General features: G+C 60.7%; 11 protein-coding genes. 9 read left to right on the top strand and 2 right to left on the bottom strand.

Features of this window, described 5'->3' with window-relative positions:
* The first annotated feature begins 120 nt into the window (after nt 1–120).
* The 6 genes from ACXAH0_RS20005 to ACXAH0_RS19980 all read left to right on the top strand — a co-directional run bounded on the left by ACXAH0_RS20005 (nt 121) and on the right by ACXAH0_RS19980 (nt 5,850).
* Nucleotides 121–825 (top strand): corrinoid protein, encoded by a 705-nt coding sequence (locus ACXAH0_RS20005; RefSeq protein ID WP_475185723.1) that lies wholly within the window; start codon nt 121–123, stop codon nt 823–825.
* A 7-nt stretch (nt 826–832) separates the two neighbouring features.
* Nucleotides 833–1,504, top strand: a complete 672-nt coding sequence (locus ACXAH0_RS20000; protein WP_475185719.1) for a DUF1638 domain-containing protein — start codon at nt 833–835, stop codon at nt 1,502–1,504.
* Between the two features lie 111 nt (nt 1,505–1,615).
* Nucleotides 1,616–1,918, top strand: a complete 303-nt coding sequence (locus ACXAH0_RS19995; protein ID WP_475194476.1) for a virulence factor — start codon at nt 1,616–1,618, stop codon at nt 1,916–1,918.
* Complete coding sequence (locus ACXAH0_RS19990) at nt 1,911–2,801, top strand: methylenetetrahydrofolate reductase (protein ID WP_475194474.1); 891 nt, start codon at nt 1,911–1,913, stop codon at nt 2,799–2,801. The genes ACXAH0_RS19995 and ACXAH0_RS19990 overlap by 8 nt, the downstream gene beginning before the upstream one ends.
* Nucleotides 2,802–3,770 carry a methyltetrahydrofolate cobalamin methyltransferase gene (locus ACXAH0_RS19985; protein ID WP_475194473.1) on the top strand — a complete coding sequence of 323 codons (969 nt, stop codon included), beginning with the start codon at nt 2,802–2,804 and terminating at the stop codon, nt 3,768–3,770. It begins immediately after the preceding gene.
* Between the two features lie 46 nt (nt 3,771–3,816).
* The gene (locus ACXAH0_RS19980) at nt 3,817–5,850 is read left to right on the top strand and encodes an ASKHA domain-containing protein (protein ID WP_475194472.1); all 2,034 of its coding nucleotides are present in this window, start codon (nt 3,817–3,819) and stop codon (nt 5,848–5,850) included.
* 128 nt (nt 5,851–5,978) lie between these two features.
* Here ACXAH0_RS19980 and ACXAH0_RS19975 read toward each other — a convergent pair whose 3' ends face one another.
* Nucleotides 5,979–6,764, bottom strand: coding sequence for a DUF1194 domain-containing protein (locus ACXAH0_RS19975; RefSeq protein WP_475185695.1), 786 nt, complete (start codon nt 6,762–6,764; stop codon nt 5,979–5,981).
* A 206-nt stretch (nt 6,765–6,970) separates the two neighbouring features.
* On the opposite strand from ACXAH0_RS19975, the gene ACXAH0_RS19970 reads away from it, so the two are divergent.
* The 3 genes from ACXAH0_RS19970 (at nt 6,971) to ACXAH0_RS19960 (ending at nt 9,843) form a co-directional block, all read left to right on the top strand.
* Nucleotides 6,971–7,792 (top strand): enoyl-CoA hydratase, encoded by an 822-nt coding sequence (locus ACXAH0_RS19970; protein WP_475185693.1) that lies wholly within the window; start codon nt 6,971–6,973, stop codon nt 7,790–7,792.
* A 97-nt stretch (nt 7,793–7,889) separates the two neighbouring features.
* On the top strand, nt 7,890–8,420 hold the full coding sequence (locus tag ACXAH0_RS19965; RefSeq protein WP_475194469.1) for a CoA-binding protein: 531 nt from the start codon (nt 7,890–7,892) through the stop codon (nt 8,418–8,420).
* A 142-nt stretch (nt 8,421–8,562) separates the two neighbouring features.
* Complete coding sequence (locus ACXAH0_RS19960) at nt 8,563–9,843, top strand: O-acetylhomoserine aminocarboxypropyltransferase (RefSeq protein WP_475185686.1); 1,281 nt, start codon at nt 8,563–8,565, stop codon at nt 9,841–9,843.
* 144 nt (nt 9,844–9,987) lie between these two features.
* Here ACXAH0_RS19960 and ACXAH0_RS19955 read toward each other — a convergent pair whose 3' ends face one another.
* On the bottom strand, nt 9,988–12,075 hold the full coding sequence (locus tag ACXAH0_RS19955) for a methyl-accepting chemotaxis protein (protein WP_475185681.1): 2,088 nt from the start codon (nt 12,073–12,075) through the stop codon (nt 9,988–9,990).
* Nucleotides 12,076–12,374: the final 299 nt, after the last annotated feature.

The raw sequence follows: 12,374 nt of genomic DNA, 5'->3' as shown, positions 1-12,374 counted from the left end.
CCGCCCCTGCTTCTGTCGCGTAAACGACTGGCCGTGTCGTTTTGAAGATACCGGTATTTCCGGCTTGCAGCTTAAGCTTTTTCATCGCGTTTCTGCGCTTTTGCCTTGCTGGAGCTGCCCATGTCCGAGGAAGAAGACATCGATCTCGCCGCCCTGTCCGATGACGAGCTGGTCGAGCAGATGCATGATGATCTTTATGACGGACTTCAGGATGAAATCGCCGAGGCGGTCAACATTCTGCTGGAGCGGGGCTGGGCCCCATATGACATCCTGACCAAGGCACTTGTGGAAGGCATGCGGATCGTCGGGATCGACTTCCGTGATGGCATCCTGTTTGTGCCCGAAGTGCTGCTGTCGGCCAATGCCATGAAGGCGGGCATGGGCATTCTGCGCCCGCTGCTGGCGGAAACCGGAGCTCCCAAGGTCGGCAAGATGGTGATCGGCACCGTCAAGGGCGACATTCACGACATCGGCAAGAACCTTGTGTCCATGATGATGGAAGGCGCTGGCTTTGAAGTGATCGATATCGGCATCAACAATCCGGTCGAGAACTATCTGGCTGCGCTGGAAGAGCATCAACCGGAAATCCTCGGCATGTCGGCACTTTTGACCACCACCATGCCCTATATGAAAGTCGTCATTGACGAGATGAAGGCCAAGGGCATCCGGGACGATTATATCGTGCTTGTCGGCGGCGCTCCGCTGAACGAAGAATTCGGCGAAGCCGTTGGCGCGGACGGCTATTGCCGGGATGCGGCCGTGGCCGTTGAGATGGCCAAGGATCTGATTGCCCGCCGCCACAACCAGCTCGCATCCCAGGGCTGACCCTGCCATGTTTGAAGAGGCGCCCGGCATGCAAAACGGCGAGCCTCTTTTTCCCATTGAGAGCGACAAGAGCGCGCACGACAAAGATGCGCCCCAAAAGACCGGGCGCGTGCTGGTTATTGCCTGCGGCGCACTGGCGCGGGAAATCATGGCCGTGCGCGATCTCAACGGACTGGATCATATCGATCTGACCTGCCTGCCCGCCCAGCTTCACAACACCCCTGAAAAGATCCCGGGTGAAGTCCGCCGCGCCATCCTTGAGAACAAGGAGGCCTATGACGACATTCTTGTGGGCTATGGCGATTGCGGCACCGGCGGCCGCCTCGACAAGGTTTTGGCAGACACCGGCAGCCGCCGCCTGGACGGCGCCCATTGTTATGCTTTTTTGACAGGCCTGTCCGGCTTTGACCGGATAGCAGAGGAAGAGCCCGGCACCTTCTATCTGACCGACTTCCTGGCCCGCCATTTCCAGACCATGGTGATTGAGCCGCTCGGCCTCGACTGGCACCCCCATTTGAAGGACATGTATTTCGCGCACTACACGCGGCTGGTCTATCTGTCCCAGACCGAGGATCCGGCATTGGAAGAAGCTGCCCGCGCCGCTGCCGCCCGGCTAAGCCTGCGCTACGAGCATCACCATACCGGCTATGGCCTGCTAACCGGCTTCCTCAAGAGCTGACCCATCGGCAAAAGCCCCTGGGTCAGGTCGGATTTCCACGGTCCAATGCCGCTATCAGGCGGCCGGTTTCTGCCCCTTGTGGCGATCATGAGCGGAAAGGAAAGGCACCGCATGGCACAGAAGATCATCGTGTTCTGGCGTGATATTCCGGCCCAGATCCTGATCCGGAAAGGGCGCAAAGCCGCGCGCCGGGAACTTCCGGCCATGTTCATGGAGGCGATTGATGCCTGCGCCATGCGCATCGGTGCCAAAGACAGCGAGGCCTATATGACCGAATGGCGCCGGACCGACCCGGTCGACGTCTCCGATGATCTGGAGGCGGAAGCCGACACGGCCTTGAGCGCCCTTGTCACAGCCTACCCGAAAGACCGGCTGAAAGAGCTGCTTGCCAAAGGAGGCTCCGAGCATGAGTGACCAGCCGCGCATGGCGCACGGGCGCCTGCCTGCCTCGACGGAAATGTCCCCCAGGCAAGTGGTCGAAAAGACCGGCTTGCTGGCGTCCATTCCAGCCGGAACACGGGTCTATGTCACCGATTTGGGCAACGCCCCTGAGGATCTGATCGTTGCGGCCACCCGCTGCCTGAGCGACCATAGCCTGGTCGCCGTGCCCCACATGGCCGCACGGCGCTATCCCTCTCTGGCGGCCTTCGAGCGCCGCATCCTCCGCCTGACCCAGGAAGGCGGGGCCCGCGAGGTGCTGGCCATTGCCGGCGAAACCGACGCGCCTGGCCCGCTGCTCTCCTCTGTCGCGCTTCTGGAAACCGGCTTGTTCGACAAGCTGGGCATCACCGGGATCGCCGTTGCCGGGCACCCGGAAGGCGCCCCAGGCATTCCGCCCGAGGTGCTGCGCCGCTTTTTGATGCGCAAACACGAGCTGGCCGCAGACAGCGATGCGGCGTTCCGGATCGTGACGCAATTCGGCTTTGATCCCCACCGGGTCAGCCTCTGGCTGGACGAGCTGGAAAGCTGGGGCAACCGTTTCCCGGTGCATCTGGGGGTCGCAGGGCCCGCGAAGATGACCACGCTCTTGAAATATGCCGCCTTTGCCGGGGTCGAGAATTCCCTCGCGTTTTTGAAAAAGCGCGGCGGCGCGGTGGTCTCCATGCTGTCGGGCTATGACCCGGAAAGCATGGTCGAGCCGCTGGAATCCCGGGCTGCCCTGGAACGCGGCAGCCAGCTTGACCAGATCCATGTCTATCCGTTTGGCGGCGTCCAGAAAACCGCCGACTGGCTCCACGCCCGCGGGAGCTGGTCCTTCCCCCCTGTCCCGTCCATGACTGCGAATGAGAGCGCCTGAATGACCCGTACCCTTGTCGCCTCCGCCACCCGGGAAGCCGTCATCGGCTTCGATCAACCCTTTTGCGTGATTGGGGAACGGATCAATCCGACCGGCCGCAAAAAGCTGGCCGCTGAAATGATCGAGGGCAATTTCGAAACGGTCAAGGCCGACGTCCTCGCCCAGGTCGCTGCCGGTGCCACCATGCTGGATGTGAACGCAGGTGTGACCGCCGTCAATCCGAATGAGACCGAGCCGCCGCTTCTCGTCAGGACACTGGAAATCGTCCAGGAGCTAACCGATGTGCCCCTGTCGATCGACTCCTCCGTCACAGAGGCTATCAAGGCCGGACTAGACGTGGCCAAGGGCCGTCCGCTGGTCAACTCCGTGACGGGCGAAGAGGAAAAACTGGAAGCGATCCTGCCGCTCATCAAGAAATATGATGTGCCGGTGGTTGCCATTTCCAATGACGAAAGCGGCATTTCCGAAGACCCGGATGTGCGTTTTGAGGTGGCCCGGAAGATCGTGGAACGCGCGGCGGATTACGGAATCCCCGCGCACGATATTGTCGTGGACCCGCTGGTCATGCCAATCGGCGCCATGGGCACGGCCGGACAGCAGGTGTTCAAGCTGGTCCGGCGTTTGCGGGATGAGTTGAAGGTCAACACCACCTGCGGCCTTTCCAACATTTCCTTCGGCCTGCCCCACCGCCACGGCATCAATGCGGGCTTTATTCCCATGGTGATCGGCGCGGGCATGACATCGGCCATCATGAATCCCTGCCGTCCCCAGGAAATGGAAGCGGTTCGGGCCGCGAATGTTCTGAACGGCACGGATCCAAATTGCCAGAGCTGGATCATGACCTACCGGGATCACCGTCCGGCCACTTCCGGTCCCGGCGCCGTTCCGTCCGCCGCCCCTGCAGAAGGTGGTGCGCCCTCCGGCCCCCGCCGCAGAGGCGGACGCGCGGCCCGGCGTTCGGCCGGGTAACGCCGCCACCCAAGAGATCAGCCAAACCGGATCAGACCCCACAAGAATGAGCGACACTCCGTCCATTGCCAAAGTCGTTTTCCAACCAAGCGGCAAACGCGGCACCTTCGAGGTGGGAACGCCGCTGCTGGATGCAGCCCGCTCGCTTGGGGTCTATGTGGAATCTGTTTGTGGCGGACGGGGCATTTGCGGGCGCTGCCAGGTCTCCGTGTCAGAAGGTGTTTTTGCCAAGGAAAACCTGGTCAGCGAAGCCGGTCATCTGGACGCTGCCACAGACGCCGAGACCCGATATGCGGGCCTGCGCGGCCTGGAAAGCGGCCGGCGCCTGTCCTGCCAGGCCAGGATCCTGGGGGATCTGGTGGTCGATATCCCGGCCGATGCCCAGACCAACCGGCAGATCGTGCGCAAACGGGCCGAGGCCCGGCATATAACCCCGGACAGCGCAGTCACGCTGGTCACGCTCACCCTGGAGGAACCGGATATGGAGACCCCGCGCGGCGATGTGGACCGTCTGCGTGAGGCCTTGGCGAAAAAAACCGGGTTTTCCTCCCTCACCATCGATCCGGCCTTGCTGCCCGGCGTCCAGAAGACCTTGCGCGCAGGCAACTGGACGGTGACCGCCGCCCTTTATGCCGATGGTCACGTGCCGCCCGCAGTCACCGCGCTTTGGCCGGGCAAAAAAACGACCCTTTACGGGCTTGCGGTGGATATCGGCTCCACCACCATCGCCGCCCATTTATGTGATCTTCACACCGGGCGCACCGTGTCGTCCGCAGGCACTTCCAACCCGCAGATCCGCTTCGGCGAAGACCTAATGTCCCGGGTCTCCTATGTACAGATGAACCCGTCCAGACTGCCCGATCTCACCAGATCCGTGCGCGAGGCGGTGAATGCGCTCACCGGCAAGCTGGTCCGGATCGTCGGTGCGGAACGCGGCGACATCCTTGACGCCGCCTTTGTCGGCAACCCGGTGATGCATCATCTTTTCCTCGGCATCGACCCGGTGGAACTGGGCGGCGCGCCCTTTGCCCTTGCAGCTTCCGACGCCATGGTGCTTCAGGCCCGGGATCTGGATCTGGAGCTTCATCCGGGCGCGCGGGCCTATATGCTGCCCTGCATCGCAGGCCATGTGGGCGCCGATGCTGCGGCAGCGACCCTTGCCGAAGGCCCGCACCGGCAGGACGGGATCACACTTCTGGTGGATGTGGGCACCAATGCGGAGATTGTTCTGGGCAACCGGGAGCGGCTTCTGGCCGCCTCCTCCCCCACCGGCCCGGCCTTTGAAGGGGCCGAGATTTCCTCCGGCCAGCGGGCTGCCCCCGGCGCTATTGAGCGCATCCGCATCGACAAGGAGACGCTGGAGCCCCGCTTCAAGGTCATCGGCGTGGAGGAATGGTCCGATGAGGACGGCTTTGCGGAAAAGGTTGAGGCCGTCGGCGTCACCGGCCTGTGCGGGTCCGGCATCATCGAGGCGGTTGCAGAGATGTATCTGGCAGGCCTGATCACCGAAGACGGGGTCATAGACGGTTCCCTGGCCGCCCGCACGCCGCGCCTGAAAGCAGATGGGCGCACCTTTTCCTATCTGGTGGCCAAAGACGGGGTTGAAATCTCCATCCGCCAGACGGATATCCGGGCGATCCAGCTGGCCAAAGGCGCACTTTACGCGGGCATCAAGCTGCTCCAGGACAAGCTCGGCACCACCCGGATCGACTCAATCCGCCTCGCCGGGGCGTTCGGCAGCTATATCGACCCGAAATACGCCATGATCCTCGGCCTCCTCCCCGACTGTCCTCTGGACGGGGTGTCCGGTGTCGGCAATGCGGCTGGAACCGGCGCACGCATGGCCCTGATCAACCGGGGATACAGGCGCGAGATCGAACAGGCGGTCCGGGAGATCGAAAAGATCGAAACGGCTCTGGAGGCGAAGTTTCAGGAGCATTTCGTCAACGCCATGGCCCTTCCGAACAAGACCGATCCCTTCCCCCATTTGCGGGAGGCTGTTCAACTGCCGGAGCGCAAGACCTCAGCCCTGTCTGAAGCTACCGGCAGCGGCAGGCGCAGGCGGCGCAGACGCGGATAGTCGGCACATTCCGCAGGCGTTCTCCGCGTGCCGGGGCCGGAACCAGACTTCCCCTGGCACTCACAGCAAAAGCAGAGCTCCAGCAAGCGCTGGATCAGCCCGGCTTGCCACCACAAATGCAAACGCAACTACTGATCCCAGAAAAACTGGTCCCTCAGCCGCTGCCAGATCTTTTCGCCCACCAGACAGTCATAGCGCTGCCGTTCAGAAAATTGGGCGCGGATCACCTGTGGCGGGGCCGGCTGGCGGCCGCCGATTTCCAGGATGAGCTTGCGCCGGACCGCTTCGGGAAACTGGGCCCAGTCGGTGACCGGCAGGACAAAGCTGGCCGGACCGCCGGTCACACAGTGGCGATAATAGACATCCAGATCCGCAATGTTGAACTGCGCGCCCGGACCGCCTGTCGTCATCAGGGGCAACCCATTGATGGTAATGCCCCGCTCAACGGCCGCATCCCGGGCCAGGGTGACCGGGGCGCCGTGGTTGTTGGGGCCGTCTCCGGAAATATCGATCACCCGCCGGTCCGCAAGGAACGGCACTGCCTCCAACATCCCGGCCGCCGTTGCAATCGCGCCGGAGATCGAGGTCCGGCGCTGGCTATAGGCCTCCTTGAGCAGGATCCGGTCAGCAAAGCCTTGCGCATCTTCGGTTTTTTCGATCAGGGTCCAATCAGCAATAACCCGGGCATGGGTGTCGTTTGCCCATTCGAACATGATCAGGGCAATCCTCCCATGAGCGCCCTGCTCAATTGCGCGCATCACCTGGGGGCTGGAAATGGCCGCCGCATAACCGCGCCGCTGGATCTGCAATTCTTCCGGAGACATGGATCTGGACACGTCAACGGCCAGCACGAGGGCAACATCCACCGTTTCCTGCGCCCGGGCACTCAGAGCCAGGGCCGCGAGGCAGACCATCGTCACAACGCAAGAACACAAAGACTGAAAGAAACGCCTCCACATGGGCAAAGGATAGCTGAAAATCCGCCGCGCTAAAGCGCTTTCAGCCCCTTCTCTCTTCACCCCTCGGTGAACGGTCCCAGGGCTTGCCGCGACAATTCCTATCGCGCGCCCTGTCCGGTCCGCTATAAGAGCAGAAAAACCGCACATCTCAGGGAGCGACCATGTCCGACACCGCCGCCAACGACCAGAGTGAAAAACCGATGCTGTCCACGCTTCTGCATGAGGGCGTTTACCGGATCGTGATGCAACGGCCCGAGCGCATGAATGCGCTCTCCACGCAGATGATGGCCGCACTGTCCGAAGAACTCACCAGGGCGGCCGGCGATCCGGCGGTGCGGGTTGTGCTGCTTGGGGCGGAGGGCAAGGTCTTCTGCGCCGGACATGATCTGAAGGAACTGACGGCGGCCCGCGCGGATGCGGATGGCGGCAAGGCCGCCTATGAGCGTATCATGCGCCAGTGCTCCGATCTGATGCAGCAGATCGTGCGCCTGCCCAAGCCGGTGATTGCGGTCGTGACCGGTGTTGCAACGGCCGCCGGGTGTCAGCTGGTCGCCTCCTGCGACCTGGCAATTGCCACCGATACGGCCACCTTCTGCACTCCGGGCGTCAATATCGGCCTGTTCTGTTCCACGCCCATGGTGGCTCTCTCCCGCAATGTGGCGCCGAAACAGGCCATGGAGATGCTCTTGACCGGGGAAAGCATCGATGCGTCCACCGCCAAGGAATTCGGCCTGATCAACCGGATCGTGCCCGGCGACTATCTGGAGCAGGTCGTCCAGAAATACGCCGCCGTGATCGCCTCAAAGTCTTCCAAGACCCTTCAGATCGGCAAGGAAGCCTTTTACCGGCAGCTGGAAATGCCCCTTGCGCAGGCCTATGACTTCGCCGCGCAGACCATGGTCGAGAATATGATGGCAAGGGACGCGGAAGAAGGGATTTCCGCCTTCCTGCAGAAACGGTCTCCAGACTGGACGGACAGCTGACGGCTCCGGCAGAAAGAACGGGAACCGCGTTTTGAGGCCTTGCCACGGGTTTTCATTTCGCCTTGGATAGCGCCGCACAGCCAGGGATCTTGCCTTCATGAACCATGACAGCTACTCCGACGCCTATATCAAGGGCATTCTGGACGAGGTGAAGACCGTCGCCATGGTCGGCGCCAGCGCCAACAATGTGCGCCCGTCCTATTTCGTGCTGAAATACATGCTCGCCAAGGGCTACGAGGTCTGGCCGGTCAATCCGGGCCAGGCGGGCAAGGAGATCCTGGGCCAGAAGGTCTATGCGGGGCTGGACGACCTGCCCGGCACCCCGGACATGATCGATATCTTCCGCAATTCGGAGGCGGCCGGAGGCATTGTGGATGCGGTTCTGGCCAGCGGAAAACTGCCCAAGGTGATCTGGATGCAGCTCACCGTCCGCCATGAGAACGCGGCGGAGCGGGCAGAAGCGGCCGGGATCAAGGTGGTCATGAACCGCTGTCCGAAAATCGAGTATGGCCGCCTGTCCGGCGAGATCGGCTGGGCCGGGGTCAATTCCAAAACCCTGTCCTCCAAACGCCCGGCCTTGAAATCAGGCTTTCAGCACCGGGGCCTTGTCAGCCGCAAGACAGACTGAGACCGGACTGCCCCTTGAGGCCGTTCCCGGCACTGCCTCGAAATCAATATTCCAATAGGGCCGCTCAAATGGAAAAATCCTGCTTTGACCGGCCCTCCGCCTTCGGCCAGACTGGCCGCCAAATTCAACAGGGAGGTTCTTCATGAGCGACACTATTCCAGGATTTTCCACGCTGGCCATCCATGCGGGCGCGTCCCCCGACCCGTCCACCGGCGCGCGCGCAACCCCCATCTACCAGACCACGTCTTTTGTCTTTGACGATGTCGACCATGCTGCGTCCCTGTTCGGCCTGCAGGCTTTCGGTAACATCTATACCCGGATCACCAACCCAACGACTGCGGTGCTGGAAGAGCGGGTCGCGGCCCTTGAAGGGGGTACGGCGGCCCTGGCGACTGCGTCCGGTCACTCCGCCCAACTCCTTTGTTTCCACACTTTAATGCAGCCGGGCGACAATATTGTCGCGGCCAACAAGCTTTATGGCGGGTCCATCAACCAGCTGAACCACTCGTTCAAGAGTTTCGGCTGGGATGTGAAATGGGCAGATCCGGCCAATATCGGCACGTTTGAAGCGGCCATTGACGCCAATACAAAGGCGATCTTTATCGAGAGCCTCGCCAATCCCGGCGGCATTGTCGTTGATATCGAAGCCATTTCGCGGATCGCCAAGGCCAAGGGCATCCCGCTCGTGGTCGACAACACCATGGCAACGCCCTATCTGTGCCGCCCGATTGAGCATGGCGCGGATATCGTTCTGCACTCACTGACAAAATTCATGGGCGGTCACGGCAATTCCATGGGCGGCATCATCGTGGATGGCGGCAGCTTCGACTGGTCGGCCGGTGGCAAATATCCGCTTCTGTCAGAACCTCGCCCGGAATATCAGGGCGTTGTGCTGCACGAGACCTTCGGCAATTTCGCCTTTGCCATTGCCTGCCGGGTGCTTGGGCTGCGCGATCTTGGACCGGCCATTTCCCCCTTCAACGCGTTCATGATTCTGACCGGCATCGAGACCCTGCCCCTGCGCATGCAGCGCCATGCTGACAACGCCAAAAAAGTTGCCTTGCACCTGTCCGGCCATGACAAGGTCAGCTGGGTGTCCTATGCCGCCCTGCCGGAGGACAAGCACCACGCGCTGCAGCAGAAATACATGCCCAACGGCGCAGGCGCCGTGTTCACCTTCGGGGTTGAGGGCGGCTATGACGCTGGGGTGTCGCTGGTCTCCAAGGTCGAGCTGTTCTCGCATCTGGCCAATATCGGCGACACGCGCAGCCTGATCATCCACCCTGCGTCGACCACCCACCGCCAGTTGAACGACGAACAGAAAGTGGCGGCAGGCGCTGGCCCGGATGTGGTGCGTATTTCCATTGGCCTGGAAGATGTGGACGACATCATCGCCGACCTGAACCAGGCTCTGGCCGGCTGACAAGGCTACGGCCCTCTCCAGCTGCAGATCACGGCTGCCGCGCCAGCCCTTCAAAGAACAAAACGCCCACCGGAGCTTGATCCGGAGGGCGTTTTTTTCAGGCCACTCAATGCGACGGCGTGTGCGCGACATGCGCAGCCCTAATCAGGCTGCGGTCTGGCTGAGATGGCTGTTCTGGCGGCGTTCGACACCGGTATAGCTCGGGCTGTCAGGATCCCGGCGGTCAAAAGGCCCGGTGCGCAGCGCGATGTAGAATTCCTTGACTGCATTTTCCATGGCACTTGCCTGTTGAGACAAGCGCTCAGACGCCGTCTGTACGGTGCTGGCCGTTTCGCTGGCCACATTGATCGTATCGCTGACATCGGTGACATTTGAAGCAAGCGTTTGCATCGCTTCGGACGCCACGCCCGTGGTCTGTGAGATCTCCCGGGTTGAGGCACCTTGCTCTTCAACCGCAGCCGCGATTGTGGAGGTCACGGCATCCAGTTGCTGCCCCATCTTTTCAATGTCGCGAATGCTCTCCACGGCACGGTGGGTTGCCCCCTGAATGCCCGAGATCTGATCAGAAATCTCTCCGGTGGCTTTGGATGTCTGATCGGCCAGTTCCTTGACCTCGGCGGCCACGACGGCAAACCCTCGTCCCGCCTCACCGGCCCGTGCCGCTTCAATGGTGGCATTCAGAGCCAGCAGGTTGGTTTGCTCCGCAATGTCCCGGATCAGGTTGACAACCGCCCCGACCTTCTCGCCCGCTGCTGCCAGGCTGCTCATTTCCTCAACGGAAGACCGGGTCTTTTCACTTGTCTGCTGCACAACATCGGTCGCGGTCGTCACCTGGCGGGCAATCTCCTGAACCGAACTGGCCAGTTCTTCCGTGGCAGCGGCAACAGTCTGCATGTTCGTGTTTGTGCTATGCGCTGCCTGGTCGGCGCCACTTGCCTTGCCTTTTGCCTGTTCCGACAAAGTGCCAAGGTCGCTTGCCGACTGCTGCATGGATTTACTGTCCTGCATCAGAATCTTCATGATCGCATCGGCAGATTCCTTGAATTTCTCGATCGCTTCTTCCGTAATTTTGTGGGTCGCATGACGGGCCTCCTCCTGCTGCTTGTTCTCCGCTTCCAGCCGCTCCCGGGCGATGGCATTTTCCTTGAACACCTCGACCGCCTGGGCCATGTCGCCGATTTCATCTCCCCGGTCGAGGCAGGGTACGCCAACCCCCAGATCGTTTTCAGCAAGACTGCGCATGGCGACGGTCATGGAAGAAATGGAGCTGGACAGGCTGCGCGAGAGGGAAATCGCAACAAACAGTCCAAAGCCAAAGGCAACAACACCGGCAAGGGCGACAATCAGTTCCTGGCGTTCAAAGGCAGCGCTGATGTCCGGTCCGATGGTGTTCTGCCTGGAAACGTATGCAGCAACCATTGCCTCGGATTGGCTTGTGGCGCGTGGACCGGCCACATCAAGCGTCTCGGCATAGATGCTGTTACGGGACTGAACCGCCTCAAAAATCTGGCCGAAAATGGTTTTCATGGCCTTCAGATCGTCCTGAACTTGTTTGGTCAAATCCCGCCGGGTCGGATCCTCCAGAACACTCAGCAGGATCTTTGTCTGCACATTGGCTTTTTTCATTTCTTTCTGGAAACGGGCCAGCGCCTCTTCCGCATTTACGAGCAGAAATTGCTGCGCATAGTAGCGGGCCAGAAGGACACGCTGCTGTGTGCGGCCAGCATAAAAAGCCGCAATTGCATCCTTATCCTTGTAAGCACTTTCCATCACCTGTGAAAGTTTCTTCCGGGCAGCAACGCCAAGCGGGAGGAAGGATTTGTTGACAAGCTCGTTGCGCTGCTCCTGAAGCGCCCAAGCCTGTTCGAACCCGTTGCGATAGCTTTCCAGATCACGCTTGAGCGCGTCCAGCTGCGCCAGCTCTTCGTCCCTGACCTGAGGCCGAATGCTGGTGATCTGCTTTTCAACATCGGAGACCCTTTGCCGGACATTGGCAAGCGCCTGCGGATTACCACTTGCCCGGAACTTCATTGTCTCCAGGCGCAGTACCGTGATTTTCTGAGCGATCTCTTCAAACGCAACACTTGCGTGCGCGGCCTGCCTGTACTCCGCGAACCGGCTGAACGACTCTTGCGTTGTAAAAACGCTGAAGGTTGCCATCGCGATCAGAACCAGGAGGATTGACCCGAATCCGGCCCATAATTTTCGGCTGATCGGCCAGTTCTTCATCATCAGAAAAGATCTCCCAATTACGCAAGGTTATCTACTAAGGTACTGAAATTCATGAATCAAAAATTTATAAATGCGTGCAATTTATTGAATTACACCATGTCACTACTAACGAGATATTGCTGTAAACTTCTGGATTCAATAGATATTTTGTTCGGTAAAATTTTGCGTTTTCTGGACATGCCTCGTCCCTCACGGGTGCAGATCCACGCCAGGAGACCGTTGAAGGGAGCCGTTTCGGCAAACAACACCTTCAGATTGATACCAGTTTTGTGAAGAGGAACCGGACAAGACGGACGGCG

The sequence above is a fragment of the Roseibium sp. AWQ4_290 genome (assembly GCF_056160985.1).
Note: the sequence above shows the minus strand (reverse complement) of the source record. Positions and strands in the feature narration are given on the sequence as shown.